The sequence below is a fragment of the Paraburkholderia sp. BR10882 genome (genome assembly GCF_040948855.1).
GTDB lineage: Bacteria > Pseudomonadota > Gammaproteobacteria > Burkholderiales > Burkholderiaceae > Paraburkholderia > Paraburkholderia nodosa_A.
Genome location: NZ_JBFPKP010000008.1, coordinates 61498 through 80664, shown reverse-complemented (window position 1 = coordinate 80664; position 19167 = coordinate 61498). Strand labels below are relative to the sequence as shown.

The following is a 19167-nucleotide window of genomic DNA, read 5'->3' as shown; positions in this document are numbered from 1 at the left end:
GTTTTCGCGCGGCGCTATGGTGTGGCGCGTGCCGCGCATGCCTCTGAGCCGCTCTGGTGGCGGCGTCGCGAAGAAGCTTAACAACGAAGCAAGCCCCGGTGACGCTGCAATGCCGGAGATAAGTGAGCGGCATGATGCCGCTCGGCGGAAGAAGGGCCCAAAGCCCGATCAATCGAACGAAGCCATCTCGCACACGCGCTGTGCGATCGCCAGTGAAGCCGTGAGCCCCGGCGACTCGATGCCGAACAGGTTCACGAGGCCGCGCACGCCGTGCGACGCCGCGCCCTGGATCATGAAATCGGCGGCGGGTTCGCCCGGCCCGGAGAGCTTCGGGCGGATGCCCGCGTAAGCGGGCTGCAACGCGCCGTCTGGCAGCGCCGGCCAGTAGGTGCGGATCTGCGCGTAGAAGGAATCGGCGCGGCGGGGATCGACGTCGTAATCGACCGCATCGATCCATTCGACGTCGGGGCCGAAGCGCGCCTGGCCGCCCAGGTCGAGCGTGAGATGCACGCCGAGGCCCGCGTCGTTGGGCATCGGATAGATGAGGCGCGAGAACGGCACCCGACCCGAAACGCTGAAGTAATTGCCGCGCGCCAGATAGAACGGCGGCACATGGCGCGCGTCGAGCCCGCGAATGCGTTTGGCGAGCTTCGTCGCATAGAGGCCTGCGCTATTGATGACGCAGGTGGCTCGAATGTCGATCGGCGCGTCGCCGCCGGTTCGCACCGTGAAGCCGCCGCCCAGCGCATCGATCGACTCGACCGGCGACTTCAGCGCGATCACGGCGCCGTCGCGCTCCGCGTCGCCTTGCAGCGCGAGCATGAGCTGATGGCTGTCGACGATGCCGGTTTGCGGCGAGTACACGGCCGCGACGCATTCGAGCGCCGGTTCGAGCGCGAGCGCCTCGCTGCCGCTGATGCGCGTGAGGTCGAACACGCCGTTTTCCTTGCCGCGCGCCCGAATCGCCTCGAGTTGCGGAATCTGGTTCGCCGCCGTGGCGACGAGCAGCTTGCCGCAGCGCGCGTGCGTGACATTGTGCGACGCGCAGTACTCGTAGAGCATTTCGCGCCCGCGCACGCACAACGTGGCCTTGAGCGAGCCGCGCGGGTAGTAGAGCCCGGCGTGAATCACCTCGCTATTGCGCGAACTGGTGCTGGTGCCGATGGCCTCGGCGGCTTCGAGCACGATCACCTCGCGCCCGCGCGCGGCAAGCGCACGCGCAACGGCGAGGCCGACCACGCCCGCGCCGATCACCACGCATTCGATCTGGTCCATGTCCCTGCGTCCCGCCTTCGCAGCGCCGGCAGGCAAGCCGGCCGCACCGCGATCCTCTCTGCCATGGGGTGGGCAGCGCACTACGCGCGCCGCCGCCTGACAAAAATTGTACGCCGCCCGGCGGGGAGGCTACGCCAGACTCTCGCAAGGAAAGAGCGGAAGGGAACAGAGCAGGGCTGTCGGCGCGCATGCGCCGAAGCGTCAGTTGGCGATGTTGTGTGCGCGGAAGAAGCCCGCGGCCTGCTCGCGAGGCGCGGTATAGCCGCCCATCGCGTATTGCTGCGGATAAGCCGGCGAATTCGGGTCCAGACTCAGTTCACCGTGAGCACGGGCGCTGGCCAGCTCGGCCTTCACCTCGGCACGCGTCTTCGGGGCGTTCGTGGCGACCGCCGCGACGGGAAGCGATTGAACCGCCGGCGTCGCCGCATCGCCGCCGGCGAACGCGGGCGCAGTGGCAAGAGCGGTGGCGGCGCTGACCAGCAGGACAGCAAGCGTAACGGACTGCTTCATGGCGATGCTCCTTCGAGACGATGCCCGGCAAGCTTTGCAACCGATGCTGGCCAGCCGGCGGAATCCGAACAACGCGTTGGGCGCGTGGAAGCCAGTGTAAACACGGGCTATCGAAAAGCCATCCCGATAAGGAACAAGTCAGCGTTGCAGTCACGACAACAATTTTCGACAAAACACCCCAATATATTTATGTTTGTTGCGCTTCAATAACCAATCACTCGGCGCGCGATGGTTGAAGCGCGCCTGCCGCGCCCCCATCTCCCATGAACCGCTGCGGTCCGGCGTTTGCGAACCCGGTATAGGATCGATGGTCAGAACGTACCCGCCCCGCCGTAGCGTTGCCGACACTGTCGCCTCGCGCGGCGCCGTGCACGGAGCCACCTATATGAAGTTGTGGATACATTGCCTTGCCCTGCTGCTCTTGGCCGCTCTCGCCGGAACGAGCGTGTGCGCGCTGGCGCAAACAACGGCGCAGCCGGCCTATACGACGCCTTCGGAGCCGCCCATCCTGCCGGGCACGCAAGCGCCGGCGGAGCCACCTCCGCCTCCCCCGCCGCCGACCTCACGCGCCGTGACGCCACCGCCCCCGCCGCCGCCCACTGCACCCGCCGGGACCGCCGGTGCGCCCGCTCCTGTCACGCAGGGCGCTGTCCAGTGGGAGTTGCAGGTGATGCGCGACGGCCAGCAAATCGACGCGTTCAATGGCACGACCTCGATCGGCCAGGCGCACACGGACACGCATCACAAGGTCGTCTCGCACCGCGTGGGCTGCAAGGATCAGCCGGCCGGCAGCATCGATCTCTCGCGCACGATCACCGTTTCGCCGCTGCAGGTTCGTGCGAACCTGGTCGTCCTGTCGGTCGACGCGCAGGAAACCCTCGAGAACGACACCGTGCCGACTACGCCCGAAGGCTGCCGGCTGCCACCGCAGCCGCGCCAGGTGAACGCGAGCCACCCGGGCCTGATCGTGCCCGATGGGCAGTGGGTGACCTGGCAGATCGTCGACCAGAACCCCTCGCTTGCGTACCGGGTACGCGCAACGCTCGCGCCGCCGTCCGCATCCGCACAGTGACCGCACCGATTCAATGCACGACCCGGCGTGACCCAATCCGTTAGAAAAAAACGCATGCGAAATCCCGAACAACCGCTCATCGACACCTCACTGAGCAAAGACTTCGTCGCCGTGAGCTGGAATCTGCACAAGGGCCGCTCGCCGCTGGGCTTCGAGGCCTGGGAGGCGATGCGGCGCTGGGTGCAGTCCACCCATGCCGACGCCTGGTTTCTCCAGGAGGCGATGGCCCGCCGCTTGCCGCAGCCGGTGCTCGCCTCGGCCTTCGGCGCGCAGCTGGGCGACCCGCTCGACGACGTCTGGCACTGCCAGGCCACCGAAATCGCCACCGCGCTCGAATTGCAGATCGCCCTCGGGCCCAACGTGTTCAAGCCTTCATGGCGGCACGGCAATGCGATTCTTTCGCCGCATCCGCTCGATCTGGGCGGACGCTGGGACATTTCCGCGCACCGCTTCGAGCGGCGCGGGCTGCTCGTTGCGCGCGCAAACATAGCCGGCCAGTCCGTCACGCTGCTGTGCGCGCACCTCGCGCTCACCCGCAGCGCGCGGCTGCGGCAGATGAACTGGATCGCGCACTGGATCGTGAAGGAGGCGCCGCAGGGGCCGCTCGTGCTGGCGGGCGACTTCAACGACTGGCGCAACGACTCCGTGCCGCTCTTCGCGGAGCATGGGCTGCAGGAAGTCGCGACGCTGCTCGGCGAGCCGGCGCGCACCTTTCCGGCCTTTTCGCCGGCGCTCGCGCTCGACAAGATGTTCGTCCGGGGCCTCAAGCCCGTCGAGCTGATCCAGCCCGCGCAGGAGACCGCCTGGCTCTCCGATCATCTGCCGTATATGGCGCGCCTGCGGCTCGAAGACTGACACACTACGCAGTAGTGGCGGCGCGCGGCTTCCACCGAAGCATCCGCGCGACACTCCCCCGATCGCGGCCCGCGGCCCGCGGCGCGTGCAAGCCCGCGCTAATATGTCGCGTCGCGCGCGCCGCGCGTTTCGTCAGGTCTCCTCAGATGCATTCCCTCGCCACGCTGTCTCGCGCGCCGCGGCGCACCGTCGCAGCACCGCTGCAGCATCGAAAATGGCGCCATTACGCGCGCATCGGTGCCTAAAACCCGCGCCGAAACAGCCCCGCCAGCAGGGTCAATGCTGCGGGCTGTCAGACCTTCCGGTATCATTTAGCGGAAAATTCGCACAAGCCGATCGCGTTTTCGCAATCCGGCGCGTGCCGCCAGCAGCAGGAGAACCCGCTCTCGCGGGTCCTGGCAAGCTCCGCTCCGGCCCGCGAGGCCGGGTGAAGTTTGACCCGCCGCCCCCTTTTGCCGTCGCCAGCCGTCCCCGCGAAAGCGTGTTGCGCCCGCGCGCGAACGCCAGCACACCGCCGCAGCGAGCCACCCTCCCTTGCCGCGCAGCGGACCCAACCCGGTCCAGGCAGATCGACAAGCAGGATCGACCGGGTCCTTGCGGCGCGAGCGCGGTAAAATAGCGGATTGCGCCCCGTTCGCAGCGGGGCAAACTGGCAAAACAACAGGGACTTGCCTGCCGTGGCGTAAAGCCAGGCCGACGGGTCCCGGGCATATCGTCAAAGCTACGCTGTACTGGACAGCAGGCCGGCAGGATCGCCGCAGTCAGGCGGCGCTTGTTTCGCACTTCAGGAACCATGAGCAAATTCACCGAAGAAACCGTTCTGAGCGTCCATCACTGGACCGACACGCTTTTCAGCTTCACCTGCACGCGCGACCAGGCCCTGCGTTTCGATAACGGCCAGTTCACCATGGTCGGCCTCGAAGTGGACGGCAAGCCGCTGATGCGCGCGTACTCGCTCGCGAGCGCGAACTACGAAGAACATCTGGAGTTTCTGAGCATCAAGGTGCCGGACGGCCCGCTCACGTCGCGCCTGCAGCACCTGAAGATCGGCGACAAGGTGCTGATCGGCAAGAAGCCCGTCGGCACGCTAGTGGCCGACAACCTGCTGCCCGGCAAGGTGCTGTGGCTGCTCTCGACCGGCACGGGCCTCGCACCGTTCATGTCGATCATCAAAGACCCGGACATCTACGACCGCTTCGACAAGATCGTGCTCACGCACACCTGCCGTTTCGTCGACGAACTCGCGTACAAGGACTTCATCACCGAAGAGCTGCGCGAGCATGAATACCTCGGCGAGATCGTGCGCGAGAAGCTGGTGTACTACCCGACCGTCACGCGCGAAGTGTTCGACAATCGCGGTCGGATCACCGAGCTGATCGACACGAAGAAGCTGTTCGAAGACCTCGATCTGCCGTCGTTCTCGCCCGAGCGCGACCGCATCATGCTCTGCGGCAGCACGCACATGCTGCGCGACACCGTCGATCTGCTGGAAAAGGCCGGCCTCACGGAAGGCAGCAACAACCAGCCGGGTCACTACGTGGTGGAAAAGGCGTTCGTCGGTTAAGCGCCCGCGTCAGGTCGCTCGCGACAAGAAGAACCGGAGCCTCGTGCTCCGGTTTTTTTTCGCCTGCGCATTTTTAATTGGCCCTGTATTTTGTCGTTGACGCAGTTACAGTTGTCACACAAATGCGATACCTTTCCTGTCAGTATTTTTCCTACATGACAAAGCGCTGCGACCTCATGCTACACCTGAAGTTTGGCCGCTAACCCTTGCCCAGCCTGAAGTTTTTCTTTTTTTAAGATATTATCGCAACGCAACATTGGACACACTCATACGTGTCCAGGGGCAGAGCCAGGTTGTTACTGGTTGTAAATTTCGTTACGCTGCGCCGTGCTGTTCGCCGTCACGCGGGGAAGCCAAATCCCGACGGACGTCTGACAGCAGGAACCGGTTCCTGAACGGGGGAATGATGGATACGTCGAGATACGCCGCGCCGAACGCGCGCACGCCCGCCGGCGATGCGCCGCGCGCCGCTCATGGCGTCGACGGCCTCGCCCTCCTCGCCTGGTCCGCTGCCGCCGACCAGGCGGCCACGGTGGCCGCGCTCGAAGGCCTCGAGCGCGCACATCGGCAGATTGCCGCGCCAGCGCGCGGCGCACGCCGCCGCGCGAGCCGCACGCTTGCCCACGGCAGCGCCGCCCAGTCCATTCACGCCGACGAAGCCGTGCGCCACCAGCTCGCGCGCGACCTGCACGACAGCGTCGGCGCGGAACTCGCCGCCACGCACTTCGCGCTCGCCAACGTCCACACCTGGCTGCCCGCCAATGCCCCGCCGCAATGCGCCGAGGCGCTCGCGCTCGTCGCCCGCTCGCTCGAAGCCGCCACCGGCGCAATGCGCCAGGTGCTCGACGGCCTGCACGCGCCGCACCTCGACGCGGGCCTGGCACCGGCGCTCTCGTCGTGGGTGCACAGCTTCGCAGCGCGCACGGGCCTCGCCGCAAGCGTAGCCGGCGCCGGCGACGACGCGCGCCTTGCCCGCCTGCCCGCCGAGGCCGCTCTCGCCGTATTCCGCGTCGCCCAGGAGGCGCTCGCCAATGTGGCGCGCCACGCGCAGGCCACGTGCGCCGAGGTGCGGCTCGAAAGCACGGCGCGCCACCTCACGCTCACCATCGCCGACGACGGCATCGGCCTCGCGCGCGCCGCGGGCCGCACGCGCCGCAGCCTGACGAACGGTCATGGCGACGACAGCACGGACAAAGGCGCGAGCCGCACCGGCCACTACGGCCTCGCCGGCATGCGCGAGCGCTGCGCCGCCTTCGGCGGCTCGCTGCGCGCGGTCAAGGGCGGCATCACGCACGCGCACCACGACGACGCACTGCAGGAAGCCGCCCCGCGCGGCACGACCGTGCGCGCGCGCTTCGCCTGGGACGCGCTGCTCGGCGCCGCCCATTCCGCCTCGCCCCTCCTCATGAAACAAGGCGCCCGCTCATGACCCATCGCATCCTGCTCGTCGATGACCATGCCGTCGTGCGCCAGGGCGTTCGCCAGTTGCTGCTCGACCGCGGCATTGCCACCGAGGTGATCGAAGCGCAAACGGGCGCCGAGGCGCTGGCCGCGATCGCGAAGCATGTGTGCGACGTGGTCCTGCTCGACATCTCGCTGCCGGACATGAATGGCGTGGAGGTGCTCAAGCGCGCCAAGAAAAAGGCGCCGCGCGTGCCAGTGCTGATGTTCTCGATGTATCGCGAGGATCAATACGCGGTGCGCGCGCTGAAGGCGGGCGCGGCCGGCTATCTGTCGAAGACGGTGGACGCCGCGCAGATGATCTCCGCGATCCAGCAGGTCGCCGCGGGCCGCAAGTACGTCAGCCCGGCCATGGCCGAAGCACTCGCCGACTACGTGCTGGTGGACGGCGAGCAACTGCCGCACGAGAAGCTCTCCGACCGCGAATACCAGACGCTGTGCATGCTCGCCTCGGGCAAGCGTCTCACCGACATCGCGCACGCGCTCTCGCTGTCGGTGAAGACCGTGAGCGTCTACCGTACCCGCCTGCTCGAAAAGATGAAGCTCACCAATAACGCCGAGCTGACCTTCTATGTGATGAGCAACCGGCTCGTCGACCTTTCGCCTACCGTCAACGCCTGACGTCGCGGCGCCCCTGCGGCATCAAGGCGGCCTTTCGCCACAACCCGTTGATCCGGAAATGAATCTCGCCGTTTGCGCGGGTCCCCGCAAGGATCGCGCGCGGGCGTCGCGGATTGCGGCGGAATCGTCCGCGTCGAACGAACGTTTCCGACCCTGCTCGACCGGTCTCGCGCGCGAGTTCCGCTAAAATTTAGGGTTTCCCCCAAAGGCATCCGGCACGCGAAGCCGGCGCAGGCGGGCGTAGGTCAATCATGGGTCAACCACGGGTCAACCACCGCTCCAGCTCCTCGCCTTCGCGCGTTTTACGTGGAGTTCCCCGCCAAATGTCCCTCTTTCGCAAGAAGAACGTCGAGCACATGTTGCAGGCAAGCGCCCAGGGCGCCGGCCTGAAAAAAGCACTCGGCGCACTCGACCTCACCTTTCTCGGCATCGGCGCGATCATCGGCACCGGCATTTTCGTGCTGACCGGCACCGGCGCCGTGCAAGCCGGCCCGGCGCTCATGATCGCGTTCCTGATCGCGGCCGTGGCCTGCTGCTTCGCCGCGCTCGCCTACGCCGAGTTCGCCTCGACCATTCCCGTGGCCGGCTCGATCTACACCTATTCGTACGCCACGCTCGGCGAGCTGGCCGCGTGGGTGATCGGCTGGGACCTGATGCTCGAGTACGGGCTCGCCACTTCCGCAGTCTCGGTGGGCTGGTCTGGCTACCTGCAGTCGCTGCTTTCGGGCTTCGGCCTCACGCTGCCGGCCGCGCTCTCGGCCGCGCCCGGCGCCGTGCCCGGCGTGCACACGCTCTTCAATCTGCCCGCCTTCCTCGTGATGATGGCGATCACGGGGCTGCTTTCCGTGGGCGTGCGCGAATCCACGCGCATCAACAACATCATGGTGGCGATCAAGGTGACCGTGGTGCTGCTCGTGATCGCCGTGGGCGTGTTCCACGTGACCCCCGCGAACTGGCATCCGTTCATGCCCAACGGCTGGCGCGGCGTGTTCGGCGCCGCGGCCGTGATGTTCTTCGCGTTCATCGGCTTCGACTCGGTGTCGTCCGCCGCCGAGGAAGTAAAGAACCCCAAGCGCGATCTGCCCATCGGTATCATCGCCTCGCTCGCCGTGTGTGCGGTGCTCTACGTCGCCGTGGCGGCGGTCGTGACCGGCATCGTGCCCTCGCCGCGCTTCGCCCATGTCGGCCACCCGGTCTCGTTCGCGCTGCAGGTGGCGGGCGAAAACTGGGTCGCGGGCTTCATCGATCTGGGCGCCGTGCTCGGCATGCTCACCGTGATCCTCGTGATGAGCTACGGCCAGACCCGCATCATCTTTGCGATGTCGCGCGACGGTCTCTTGCCCGCGAAGCTCTCGAAGGTGCATCCGCGCTTCGCCACGCCGTTCTTCACGACCTGGCTGGTCGGCATTTTCTTTGGTCTGATCGGCGCGCTCGTGCCCCTGAACGTGCTCGCCGAACTCATCAACATCGGCACGCTCGCCGCCTTCTCGATGGTGTCGATCGCCGTGCTCGTCCTGCGCCGTACGCACCCGCACCTGCCGCGCGCGTTCCGCTGCCCGGGTGTGCCCGTGGTGCCGATTCTCGCGGTCGCTTCGTGCCTGTTCCTCATGATCAATCTCCAGCCGCTCACGTGGGTCGCGTTCCTGGTCTGGACCGCGTTCGGCCTCATCGTCTACTTCGGCTACTCGCGTCGCCATTCGCGTCTCGCGCACGCACCGCACGAGCACGTGCATCACGACTGATGCGCGTGATCTCGCGGTGACTCATCGCTGCACTGCAACGCAACGGCCCGCCCGAGTCATCGAGGCGGGCCGTTTTTTTTGCAGGCTGCAAGCATTCTGGAGGGTAAAACTCCGCGCAGCGAAATTCGGCAAATTGTGCTTTACTGTCCGGGCGTCACCCCAGGCTTCACTGAACAGCAAGGCACCAGCCGGACCCAGATTCCGCTCCACCCGCAATGGTTCGATCCGCCCGAAGCGCCCCGCGTGGTTTGCGTGGCGCCGTGCGTTGCGCGCGCAAAGAGGCGCAATGCGTTAGACGGGCGAGTTTTCCCACGGGCGGTTATGGCGGTCGATTCAGTGTAAAAAAGCGGGCCCAGGCAGGTCTCTATCCCATCATCTGGCATGGGACCGGAGCCACACGCAGCGCCGTGCTCCGGTCGACATTGGAGACAATCAATGGCGATCAGTATTAGCCTCACGGTCAACGGCGCGCCCGTGACCGCCGAGGTCGAACCTCACACGCTCCTCGTCCAGTTCCTGCGCGAACAGCAGCGTCTCACCGGCACGCACGTCGGCTGCGATACTGCCCAATGCGGGGCCTGCACCGTCCACCTGAACGGCCGCGCGATCAAGTCGTGCAACCAGCTCGCGGTGCAGTGCGACGGCATGGAGGTGACGACGATCGAAGGCCTCGCGAAGAATGGCGAGCTGCATCCCATGCAGGCCGCGTTCCGCGAATGCCACGGCCTGCAATGCGGTTTCTGCACGCCCGGCATGGTGATGTGCGCGACCGCGCTCGCCGCCGCCAATCCCGACCTCACGGAAAGCGACATACGCGAAGGACTCGACGGCAACTTCTGCCGCTGTACGGGCTATCACAACATCGTGAAGGCCGTGGCCGCGGGCGCGCAGGCAATGCGCACCGGCGCCCCCGCTGCCGCCACGACGGCGTGACTCGGGAGGCCACCATGAACGCACCCGAACCCAATCGCATGATCGGCGCACCCGTCAAGCGCAAGGAAGACTTCCGCTTCCTCACCGGCGTCGGCCAGTACACCGACGACGTCGTGCTGCCCGCACAGACCTACGCCGTGTTCGTGCGCTCGCCGCACGCCCATGCGCGTATCAAGCGCATCGACGTCAACGCCGCGAAGGCCTCGCCCGGCGTCGTGGCGGTCTTCACCGGCGCGGACCTCGCCGCGGAAAACGTGGGCGGCCTGCCGTGCGGCTGGCTCATCCACAGCATCGACGGCACGCCCATGAACGAGCCGCCGCATCCCGTGATCGCGCACGAGAAAGCGCGCCACGTCGGCGACCAGGTCGCACTCGTGATCGCCGATTCGGTCAAGGCCGCGAAGGATGCCGCCGAACTGGTCGAGGTCGATTACGAAGAGCTGCCTGCCGCCGTCGACACGGCGCACGCCGCCGACGCCGGCCAGCCTCTCGTGCACGACGGCGTGCCGAACAACACCTGCTACACGTGGGGCCACGGCGACAAGGCCGCGACCGACGCCGCTTTCGCACAGGCCGCGCACGTGACGACGCTCGACATCGTCAACAACCGGCTGATACCGAACGCCATCGAGCCGCGCGCCGTGAACGCGAGCTACTCGCAGCACGACGACAGCTACATCGTGTACGTGGCGAACCAGAACCCGCACGTCGAGCGCCTGCTGATGGCCGCGTTCGTGCTCGGGCTGCCGGAAACGAAGCTGCGCATCGTCGCGCCCGACGTGGGCGGCGGCTTCGGCTCGAAGATCTTTCTGTATGCCGAAGATGTCGCGCTCACGTGGGCCGCGAAGAAGATCCGCCGGCCGGTGAAGTGGACCGCCGAACGATCGGAGTCCTTCGTTTCCGATGCGCACGGCCGCGACCACGTGACCAAAGCCGAACTCGCCCTCGACAAGGACGGCAAGTTCCTCGCCATGCGCGTGCACACCACGGCGAACATGGGCGCGTATCTCTCGACGTTCGCTTCGAGCGTGCCGACCATCCTCTACGCCACGCTGCTCGCGGGCCAGTACACCACGCCCGCGATCTACGCCGAGGTGAAGGCCGTGTTCACGAACACGGTGCCCGTGGATGCGTACCGCGGCGCAGGGCGTCCGGAAGCGACCTACGTGGTCGAACGTCTCGTGGAGACGGCCGCGCGCGAGATGAACATCGACCCGGCCGAAATCCGCCGCCGCAACTTCATCAAGAGCTTCCCGTATGCCACGCCCGTTGGCCTCACCTACGACACGGGCGACTACGAAGCCTGTCTCGGGCGCGCACTGGAGCTCGCCGACGTGAAGGGTTTCGCCGCGCGCCGCGACGCATCGAAGGCGCAGGGAAAACTGCGCGGTCTCGGCTACTCATGCTACATCGAGGCATGCGGGCTCGCGCCGTCGAACATCGCGGGTGCGCTCGGCGCGCGCGCGGGCCTCTTCGAAGCCGGCGAGGTCCGCGTGAACCCGACCGGTTCCGTCACCGTGTTCACAGGCTCGCACAGTCACGGCCAGGGCCACGAGACGACGTTCGCGCAAGTCGTGGCCGATCGCCTCGGTGTGCCGATCGAACAGGTCGAGATCGTGCACGGCGACACGGGCCGCATTCCGTTCGGCATGGGCACCTATGGCTCGCGCTCGATCTCGGTGGGCGGCTCGGCCATCATGAAGGCGCTCGACAAGATCGAGGCGAAGGCGAAGAAGATCGCCGCGCACATGCTCGAAGCGGGCGCGGAGGACATCGAGTTCGCCGACGGCGTGTTCCGCGTCGCGGGCACCGACCGCACGAAGACCTTCGCGGAAATCTCGCTCGCCGCCTACGTGCCGCACAACTATCCGCTGGAGACGCTGGAACCGGGCCTCGACGAAAGCGCGTTCTACGATCCGACCAACTTTACCTATCCGTCGGGCGCGTATCTCTGCGAAGTCGAAGTCGATCCCGAGACGGGCAAGACGCGCATCGAACGCTTCACCGCGGTCGACGACTTCGGCAACGTCATCAACCCGATGATCGTCGAAGGCCAGGTGCATGGCGGTCTCGGCCAGGGGATCGGCCAGGCGATGCTCGAGCAGTGCGTGTACGACAACGAGAGTGGCCAGCTGCTCTCCGGCTCGTACATGGACTATGCGATGCCGCACGCGTCGGATGTGCCTTCGTATACGGTCGAAACCGCGAAAGGCACGCCGTGCACGCACAATCCGCTCGGCGTGAAGGGCTGCGGCGAAGCCGGCGCGATCGGCTCGCCGCCCGCCGTGATCAACGCGATTCTTGACGCACTCGCGCCGCTAGGCGTGAAGGACCTGCAGATGCCGGCCACGCCGCATCGTGTATGGCAAGCGATCCAGGCCGCGCAGGCCCCTTCACAACCTTGAGCGGAGGCGCTCCATGTACGCATTCGACTATCAGCGCGCCAGCGACGCGCAAGGCGCCGTGAAAGCCCTCGCGGCCGACGCCGACGCCAAATTCCTCGGCGGCGGTCAGAGCCTGCTCGCGGCGATGAAGCTGCGGCTCGCCCAGCCCACCACGCTCGTGGACGTCACGCGCATTCCCGAGCTGAAAGCCGTGCAGGTGGACGGCAAGGTGGTGAAAGTGGGCGCGGCCGTGTGCCATGCCGACGTCGCCGAGAACGCGCAGATCCGCAACACGCTGCCGGCGCTCGCGGACCTCGCGGGCATGATCGGCGACCGCCAGGTGCGCGCGCTCGGCACGCTCGGCGGCTCGCTCGCGAACGACGATCCGGCCGCCGACTATCCCGCGGCGGTGCTCGCGCTGAACGCGACGGTGGTGACGGACCGGCGGCGCATCGCAGCGGACGACTTCTTCCTCGGCATGTACGAAACGGCGCTGGAACCCGACGAGCTGATCGTGGCCGTCGAATTCCAGGTGCCAGAACGCGCGGCCTACGAGAAGTTTCGCAATCCGGCCTCGCACTTCGCGCTCGCGGGCGTGTTCGTCGCAAAGTACGCCGGGGAGGTGCGTGTGGCGGTCACGGGCGCCGGGCCTTCGGTATTTCGCGCGGGTGCGCTGGAAAGCGCACTGAAGACGAACTTCGCGCCCGAAGCCGCACGCGCGGTGAAGATGCCCGCCGACGACCTCAACACCGACCTGCACGCGAGCGCGGCCTATCGCGCGCACCTCATCCCGGTGCTTGCGGCGCGCGCGGTGGCGAAGGCCAACGGCTAGGCTGGTCTCGAGGGCGAGCGCTTCCAGGTGAACATGGGAGCGCTCGCCGCCTTTGATTCGCGTTGCCAGATTCCCGCATGCAATCCGCCTCGATCGACGACACCCTCGCACAACTCGAAGCGCGCGGCTATTTCGCGAGCCGCGAACTCGCCACGGCGCTCTTTCTTGCGCTGCGCATGGAACGCCCGCTGTTTCTCGAAGGCGAGCCGGGCGTGGGCAAGACCGAACTCGCGAAGGCCGCGGCGGCGATGCTCGGCACGACGGTCTTGCGCCTGCAATGCTACGAAGGACTCGATACAGCCAGCGCGCTGTACGAGTGGGACTATCCGCGCCAGATCATGGCGCTGCGACTGGCCGAAGCCGCCGGCGAAAAGCCCCGCAACGACACGCTCTATCGCGACGAATTTCTGCTCAAGCGCCCGCTGCTGCAGGCGCTGCAGCCCGACCCGCAAAACCCGGGCGCGCGCCGCGTGCTGCTGATCGACGAAATCGACCGCGCGGACGAGCCGTTCGAAGCCTTCCTGCTCGAGCTCCTTTCGGACTTCCAGGTATCGATTCCCGAATACGGCACCGTGCGCGCGAGCACGCCGCCGCTCGTCGTGATCACGTCGAACCGCACGCGCGAAGTGCACGATGCGCTCAAGCGGCGCTGCCTTTATCAATGGCTCGGCTACCCGGACCGTGCACGCGAACTCGCGATCGTGGCCGCGCGCGCGCCTGAAACCGCCGCGGATTTGCAGCAACGCGCCGTGGCGTTCGTGCACCAGTTGCGCACGATGGATCTCTTCAAGGCGCCCGGCATTGCGGAAACGATCGACTGGTGCCGCGCGCTTAGCGCGCTCGCCGTGACGGAACTCGATCCGCAGTCGGTGCAGGACACGCTAGGCGTGCTGCTGAAGTACCAGGACGACCTCGCGCAGCTCGACGCGCAACGCATCGCGCAAACGCTCGCGCTCGCGGAGTGAGGACGATGCCCCGCGCCACATCGCCCGCCGCCATGCCCACGCTCGCGCCCGTGTTCGCGCGCAACGTCGTGCATTTCGTGCGCGTGCTGCGCGGCGCGGGCCTGCCGATGTCGCCTTCGCGCGCCGTCGACGCGATCGACGCGCTGCGCCACATCGACCTCGGCCGCCGCGACGACGTGCACGCAGCGCTCGCCGCGCTCCTCACGAGTGCGCCCGACGAGCGCGAGATCTTCGACGCGGCGTTCGCGCTGTTCTGGCGCGATCCGGATTTCGAAGGCAAGCTGCGCGCGCTGCTGCTGCCGAAGGTGCAAGGCGGCGTGCCGCCGCCGCGCCGCAACAACCGCCTCGCCGACGCGCTCGCGGCGCGCCCTGCCCATCGGCCGGGCGCGAAGCCACCGCCCTCGCACGAAGAACACGAGTTGCGCGCACACGCCACGTTCAGCGCCGAAGAGCGCTTGCGCCAGCGCGACTTCGATACGCTCACCGCCGACGAATGGCGCACGCTGCGCCACCTGATCCGCGCGCGCCGCCTGCCGCTCGCCACCGTTCGCACGCGGCGCCTGAAGGCATCGTCGCGCGGCACCCACGCCGACCTGCGCGCGAGCGCGCGCCATGCGGTACGCGCGGGCGGCGACTGGACCGTGTGGAAATATCGCGCGCCGGTGGAACGCAAGCTGCCGCTCGTGCTGCTGCTCGACATTTCCGGCTCGATGAGCAGCTACTCGCGCGCGGTGCTCTACTTCTGCCATGCGTTGCTGCAATCGCGCGAACGCCTGCAAGTGTTCCTGTTCGGCACGCGCCTGACCCACGCCACGCGCGCGCTGCGCGAACGCGACCCCGACGTCGCGCTCGCCCAGCTCGCCACCCAGGTCGCGGACTGGTCCGGCGGCACGCGCATCGGCGCCACGCTTGCGGAATTCAACCGCCGCTGGGCGCGCCGCATGCTCGGGGGGCGCGCGACAGTGCTGATCGTCACCGACGGGCTTGATCACGATGAATGCGGTCTGCTCAGCGAAGAGATGGCGCGCCTGCACCGCTTCGCGCATCGCGTGATCTGGCTCAATCCGCTCTTGCGTTACCGCGATTTCGCGCCCAAGGCGCGCGGCGTGCAGGCGATGCTGCCCCACGTCGACGCGCATTACCCCGTCCACAATCTCGACAGCCTCGAAGCGTTTGCGCGCAGCTTGTGCGAAGCCGCGCCGATCGGGCCCGCGCCTCGTGCAGCAACGCATCTGGCGACTCATCTGCCAAAACCGGCACGCGCATTGCATACTCTGGAGGCGCGCCCGGCACAAGGAGACACACGATGGAGCTGACCGAAAGCCACACGCTGCCGGTGCCGCAACAGCGCGCCTGGGAAGCGCTCAACGACACGGCGATCCTCAAGGCGTGCATACCGGGCTGCGAAAGCATCGAAGCCGACGGTGAGAACGCCTACGCCGTCGCGCTAACCGCCGCGGTGGGCCCGGTGAAGGCGCGCTTCAAAGGCCGCATGCAGCTCGCCGATATCGACGCGCCGAACAGCTACACGATCGTCTTCGAGGGCCAGGGCGGCGCCGCAGGCTTCGGCAAGGGCGACGCGCACGTGAAGCTCGAATCCGCCGGCGACGAATCGACCACGCTCACCTACACCGCGAACGCCCAGGTGGGCGGCAAGCTCGCGCAGATCGGCTCGCGGCTCGTGGATGGCGCGGCGCGCAAGATCGCCGGCGAGTTTTTCAAGCGTTTCGGGGAACAGCTGGGCGGCGGCGCGCAGGAAAATACCGACGAGACGGCGGAACCCGCCGCGAGCGACGCAGAAGGCCAGCCGCAAGGCGAAGGCGCAGAGGAAACACCGAAGAGGAAACGATCATGGACAGCGTGGATCTCGAAGTCCTGAAATCCAGCGTGCGCTGGCTCGACGCAGGGCACCGCGCGCTGCTGGTGACAGTGGTGAAAACGTGGGGCTCGTCGCCGCGTCCCGAGGGCGCGATGCTCGTGGTGCGCGGCGACGGCCTCGTGGTCGGCTCCGTGTCGGGCGGCTGCATCGAGGACGATCTGATCGACCGCGTGCGCCGCGAAGGCGTGACGATCGTGAAGCCCGAAGCCGTCAAATACGGCATCACGGCGGAAGAGGCGCATCGTTTCGGACTGCCGTGCGGCGGCACGATCCAGCTCGTGCTCGAACCGCTCTCCGAGGCCTCGGGCATTCGCGAACTGCTCGAAACCGTCGAGCGCGGCGAACTCGTTGCGCGCACACTCGACATGGCGACCGGCCGCGCCACGCTCGGCCCCGCGAAAGCGACCGATGGCGTGGACTTCGACGACGTGCGCCTGCTCACGATCCACGGGCCGCGCTACCGCATGCTGGTGATCGGCGCGGGGCAGCTCTCGCGCTATCTCTGCCAGATCGCGGTGGGGCTCGATTACCAGGTGACGGTGTGCGACCCGCGGGAGGAATACACCGACACCTGGGACGTGCCCGGCACGGCGCTCGTGCGCACGATGCCCGACGACACGGTGCTCGACATGAAGCTCGACGAACGCTGCGCCGTGATCGCGCTCACGCACGACCCCAAGCTCGACGACCTCGCACTGATGGAGGCGCTCAAGACGCCCGCGTTCTACGTCGGCGCGCTGGGCTCACGGCGCAACAACGCGGCGCGGCGCGAGCGGCTCAAGGAGTTCGACCTGAGCGAGGCGGAACTCGCGCGGCTGCATGGGCCGGTGGGCATTTACATCGGCAGCCGCACGCCGCCGGAAATCGCGGTGTCGATCCTCGCGGAGGTCACGGCGGCGAAGAACGGCGTCTCGCTGCCGACCATTCTCCAGGTGGAAGGCGCAAAGGCCGCGCGCGAACACGCAGCAGGCGCGGGATCGACGTGCGACGTGTGAGGCCGCTGCGCGGCCGCCTTCACGCGTGAGGTGAGCGCCCGTCGTCGTCTGTCTCGCGCTCGTGTCACTACTATGCCCCCCAAAAAAACTGCGGGTCGCGACTTTCGTCGGCGGCCCGCAATAGGGTGTTTCTGGCGGGCGGCTTGCGCCGCCTCGCTTCACCTGAGCGTCACGGCATCAGCCGAACAGCTTCATCGCCTGCGTGAGCGTGTTGGTCACGCCCCACACGAGCGGCACCAGCACGTAGAGCCAGAAGATCGCCATCAGCGTCTTGTTCGACGATTTCGGGGCAGCTTGGGTAGACATTGCGCGTTCCTCCTTATTTACCGGCGGCGAGTTGCGTCTCGCTCATGTGATGCTTCGCGTCCACGCGGCGCACGAGCAGGTTGCAGATGAAGCCGACCACGAGCAGCGAGGCCATGATGTGCACGGTCATCGTGTACGCATCGGCCTTCGCCACGCCGTGTGCGACCTGATACGCACGCACGTAGTTCACGAGCACCGGGCCCGCCACGCCTGCCGCGGCCCAAGCGGTGAGCAGACGGCCGTGAATGCCGCCGACGAACGCCGTGCCGAACATATCCGCGAGATACGCGGGCACGGTCGAAAAGCCGCCGCCGTACATCGAGAGAATCAGGCAGAACGCGAGCACGAAGAACACGATGTTGCCGCTCTGCGCGAACTGCGGCACCGCGTAATAGAGCACCGCGCCGAACACGAAGAAGATGAAGTAGGTGTTCTTGCGGCCCACCCAGTCGGAGGCCGACGCCCACACGAAGCGCCCGCCCATGTTGAAGAGCGAGAGCAGGCCGACGAAGCCCGCCGCCGCGCCGGCGCTCACGGTGTCCTTGAAGCTTTCCTGGATCATGACCGAGGCCTGACCCAGAATGCCGATGCCGGCCGTCACGTTGAGGAACAGCACGAGCCAGATCAGGTAGAACTGCGGCGTCTTGAGCGCCTGGTCGATATGCACGTGCTGGTTCGACACGAGTTTCTTCGCCACGACGGGCGGGGTCCAGCCCGCCGGCTTCCAGTCCGGCGCGGGCACGCGGATGGTGATGGCGCCGATCGTCATCGAGATGAAGTAGGCCACGCCGAGCACCACGAAGGTCTGGGCGACGCCCACGCTCGTGTCGCTCGCGAAGTGCTTCATCAGCATGACGGAGAGCGGTGCGGCGATCATCGCGCCGCCGCCGAAGCCCATGATCGCGAGGCCCGTTGCCATGCCGCGGCGGTCGGGGAACCAGCGGATCAGCGTCGAAACCGGAGAGACATAGCCGAGCCCGAGGCCGATGCCGCCGATCACGCCGTAGCCGAGATAGAGCAGCGCGATCTGATGCAGATACACGCCGAGCGCGGAAACGAGGAAACCGCCGCCAAAGCAGCACGCCGCGGTAAACATCGTGCGGCGCGGGCCCACGCGTTCGAGCCACTTGCCGCCGAACGCGGCGGAAAGGCCGAGAAACACGATGGCCAGCGAGAAAATCCAGCCCAGCGTGGTGAGCGACCAGTCATCGGCCGCGGACTGCGTAATGCCGATCACCTTCGTGAGCGGCGCGTTGAACACGGAAAACGCGTAGGCCTGGCCGATACACAGATGCACGGCCAGCGCCGCGGGCGGCACCATCCAGCGCGAAAAGCCCGGCGGGGCGATGGTCGCCTCTTTGGAAAAGAAAGGTGCGCTTTGCGCACCGCGCGTCGAATCTGCAACGCTGCTCATGGGATCTCCCGAATCGACCAGAGGTTGAGAGCGCGGGGTAGGCGCTCGCTCTGGTTCCATCCAAAATGGCTGTTGGTAGGCGTGGTCTTTCGTGCTCTTTACATGCGCAAACGCATAGAACACTTAATTGCCGCTTGACGGCTGCACGAACCTTAGTCCCCAACCGCCTCCTTGGCAATATGAGGTAAACATACATATGCCCTACAACGGCCCGCGCGCCGCCGTGTTTCCTCGATTGTTGCGTGCGCAGCAAATCGGTGGGGGGACCTATGACGCCGCGGAGAACGTTGCAGGCGGGCATGTCGTTGCGCGTTTAGACTCAACACTCGATTCAGGGCCCCCTGCGGGCGGTGTGCGGG

The 19167-nt window shown here is 66.9% G+C and carries 16 protein-coding genes and 1 pseudogene; 13 read left to right on the top strand and 4 right to left on the bottom strand.

Annotation, left to right across the window (positions count from 1 at the left end; all coding sequences use genetic code 11):
• Positions 1 to 168 precede the first annotated feature (168 nt).
• Together AB3X99_RS21070 and AB3X99_RS21065 are read right to left on the bottom strand one after the other, a co-directional pair.
• A complete protein-coding gene (locus AB3X99_RS21070) occupies positions 169 to 1275 on the bottom strand; it encodes an NAD(P)/FAD-dependent oxidoreductase (RefSeq protein WP_069265210.1) in 1107 nt (368 codons plus the stop codon).
• A gap of 201 nt (positions 1276 to 1476) precedes the next feature.
• Complete coding sequence (locus AB3X99_RS21065; protein WP_368618027.1) at positions 1477 to 1785, bottom strand: DUF4148 domain-containing protein; 309 nt, start codon at positions 1783 to 1785, stop codon at positions 1477 to 1479.
• A 649-nt stretch (positions 1786 to 2434) separates the two neighbouring features.
• Between AB3X99_RS21065 and AB3X99_RS21060 the strand changes: the two are divergent.
• From AB3X99_RS21060 to AB3X99_RS21000, 13 genes and pseudogenes are all read left to right on the top strand, one after another.
• Positions 2435 to 2857, top strand: a pseudogene (locus tag AB3X99_RS21060) (hypothetical protein); the annotation flags it as partial.
• Positions 2858 to 2911: 54 nt separating this feature from the next.
• On the top strand, positions 2912 to 3712 hold the full coding sequence (locus tag AB3X99_RS21055; protein WP_069265212.1) for an endonuclease/exonuclease/phosphatase family protein: 801 nt from the start codon (positions 2912 to 2914) through the stop codon (positions 3710 to 3712).
• A 793-nt stretch (positions 3713 to 4505) separates the two neighbouring features.
• Positions 4506 to 5276 (top strand): ferredoxin--NADP reductase, encoded by a 771-nt coding sequence (locus AB3X99_RS21050; protein WP_069265213.1) that lies wholly within the window; start codon positions 4506 to 4508, stop codon positions 5274 to 5276.
• Between the two features lie 406 nt (positions 5277 to 5682).
• Positions 5683 to 6705, top strand: a complete 1023-nt coding sequence (locus tag AB3X99_RS21045; RefSeq protein ID WP_368618026.1) for a sensor histidine kinase — start codon at positions 5683 to 5685, stop codon at positions 6703 to 6705.
• On the top strand, positions 6702 to 7358 hold the full coding sequence (rqpR, locus tag AB3X99_RS21040; RefSeq protein WP_069265214.1) for a response regulator transcription factor RqpR: 657 nt from the start codon (positions 6702 to 6704) through the stop codon (positions 7356 to 7358). Before AB3X99_RS21045 ends, rqpR begins: the two co-directional genes overlap by 4 nt.
• Before the next feature lie 323 nt (positions 7359 to 7681).
• Positions 7682 to 9100 (top strand): amino acid permease, encoded by a 1419-nt coding sequence (locus AB3X99_RS21035; protein WP_069265215.1) that lies wholly within the window; start codon positions 7682 to 7684, stop codon positions 9098 to 9100.
• Between the two features lie 435 nt (positions 9101 to 9535).
• Positions 9536 to 10033 (top strand): (2Fe-2S)-binding protein, encoded by a 498-nt coding sequence (locus tag AB3X99_RS21030; protein WP_342949615.1) that lies wholly within the window; start codon positions 9536 to 9538, stop codon positions 10031 to 10033.
• A 14-nt stretch (positions 10034 to 10047) separates the two neighbouring features.
• Positions 10048 to 12438, top strand: coding sequence for a xanthine dehydrogenase family protein molybdopterin-binding subunit (locus AB3X99_RS21025; protein ID WP_368618025.1), 2391 nt, complete (start codon positions 10048 to 10050; stop codon positions 12436 to 12438).
• A gap of 13 nt (positions 12439 to 12451) precedes the next feature.
• Positions 12452 to 13249, top strand: coding sequence for a xanthine dehydrogenase family protein subunit M (locus tag AB3X99_RS21020; RefSeq protein WP_324162975.1), 798 nt, complete (start codon positions 12452 to 12454; stop codon positions 13247 to 13249).
• A 77-nt stretch (positions 13250 to 13326) separates the two neighbouring features.
• Positions 13327 to 14214, top strand: a complete 888-nt coding sequence (locus tag AB3X99_RS21015; RefSeq protein ID WP_368618024.1) for an AAA family ATPase — start codon at positions 13327 to 13329, stop codon at positions 14212 to 14214.
• A gap of 5 nt (positions 14215 to 14219) precedes the next feature.
• Entirely contained in the window at positions 14220 to 15530 is a 1311-nt protein-coding gene (locus AB3X99_RS21010; protein WP_368603789.1) for a VWA domain-containing protein, read from the top strand.
• Entirely contained in the window at positions 15521 to 16093 is a 573-nt protein-coding gene (locus AB3X99_RS21005; RefSeq protein WP_342949619.1) for a carbon monoxide dehydrogenase subunit G, read from the top strand. The genes AB3X99_RS21010 and AB3X99_RS21005 overlap by 10 nt, the downstream gene beginning before the upstream one ends.
• Positions 16066 to 17088, top strand: a complete 1023-nt coding sequence (locus tag AB3X99_RS21000; RefSeq protein WP_368603787.1) for an XdhC family protein — start codon at positions 16066 to 16068, stop codon at positions 17086 to 17088. The genes AB3X99_RS21005 and AB3X99_RS21000 overlap by 28 nt, the downstream gene beginning before the upstream one ends.
• 177 nt (positions 17089 to 17265) lie before the next feature.
• Here AB3X99_RS21000 and AB3X99_RS20995 read toward each other — a convergent pair whose 3' ends face one another.
• Together AB3X99_RS20995 and AB3X99_RS20990 are read right to left on the bottom strand one after the other, a co-directional pair.
• On the bottom strand, positions 17266 to 17394 hold the full coding sequence (locus AB3X99_RS20995; RefSeq protein ID WP_069265222.1) for an oxalate:formate antiporter: 129 nt from the start codon (positions 17392 to 17394) through the stop codon (positions 17266 to 17268).
• A gap of 13 nt (positions 17395 to 17407) precedes the next feature.
• Positions 17408 to 18808 (bottom strand): OFA family MFS transporter, encoded by a 1401-nt coding sequence (locus AB3X99_RS20990; RefSeq protein WP_069265223.1) that lies wholly within the window; start codon positions 18806 to 18808, stop codon positions 17408 to 17410.
• Positions 18809 to 19167 lie beyond the last annotated feature (359 nt).

Excerpts from the sequence above, each read along its gene's own strand:
- AB3X99_RS21070 (WP_069265210.1), bottom strand. The coding sequence starts at position 1,275 with ATGGACCAGATCGAATGCGTGGTGATCGGCGCGGGCGTGGTCGGCCTC.
- AB3X99_RS21065 (WP_368618027.1), bottom strand. The coding sequence starts at position 1,785 with ATGAAGCAGTCCGTTACGCTTGCTGTCCTGCTGGTCAGCGCCGCCACC.
- AB3X99_RS21055 (WP_069265212.1), top strand. The coding sequence starts at position 2,912 with ATGCGAAATCCCGAACAACCGCTCATCGACACCTCACTGAGCAAAGAC.
- AB3X99_RS21050 (WP_069265213.1), top strand. The coding sequence starts at position 4,506 with ATGAGCAAATTCACCGAAGAAACCGTTCTGAGCGTCCATCACTGGACC.
- AB3X99_RS21045 (WP_368618026.1), top strand. The coding sequence starts at position 5,683 with ATGGATACGTCGAGATACGCCGCGCCGAACGCGCGCACGCCCGCCGGC.
- rqpR (WP_069265214.1), top strand. The coding sequence starts at position 6,702 with ATGACCCATCGCATCCTGCTCGTCGATGACCATGCCGTCGTGCGCCAG.
- AB3X99_RS21035 (WP_069265215.1), top strand. The coding sequence starts at position 7,682 with ATGTCCCTCTTTCGCAAGAAGAACGTCGAGCACATGTTGCAGGCAAGC.
- AB3X99_RS21030 (WP_342949615.1), top strand. The coding sequence starts at position 9,536 with ATGGCGATCAGTATTAGCCTCACGGTCAACGGCGCGCCCGTGACCGCC.
- AB3X99_RS21025 (WP_368618025.1), top strand. The coding sequence starts at position 10,048 with ATGAACGCACCCGAACCCAATCGCATGATCGGCGCACCCGTCAAGCGC.
- AB3X99_RS21020 (WP_324162975.1), top strand. The coding sequence starts at position 12,452 with ATGTACGCATTCGACTATCAGCGCGCCAGCGACGCGCAAGGCGCCGTG.
- AB3X99_RS21015 (WP_368618024.1), top strand. The coding sequence starts at position 13,327 with ATGCAATCCGCCTCGATCGACGACACCCTCGCACAACTCGAAGCGCGC.
- AB3X99_RS21010 (WP_368603789.1), top strand. The coding sequence starts at position 14,220 with ATGCCCCGCGCCACATCGCCCGCCGCCATGCCCACGCTCGCGCCCGTG.
- AB3X99_RS21005 (WP_342949619.1), top strand. The coding sequence starts at position 15,521 with ATGGAGCTGACCGAAAGCCACACGCTGCCGGTGCCGCAACAGCGCGCC.
- AB3X99_RS21000 (WP_368603787.1), top strand. The coding sequence starts at position 16,066 with ATGGACAGCGTGGATCTCGAAGTCCTGAAATCCAGCGTGCGCTGGCTC.
- AB3X99_RS20995 (WP_069265222.1), bottom strand. The coding sequence starts at position 17,394 with ATGTCTACCCAAGCTGCCCCGAAATCGTCGAACAAGACGCTGATGGCG.
- AB3X99_RS20990 (WP_069265223.1), bottom strand. The coding sequence starts at position 18,808 with ATGAGCAGCGTTGCAGATTCGACGCGCGGTGCGCAAAGCGCACCTTTC.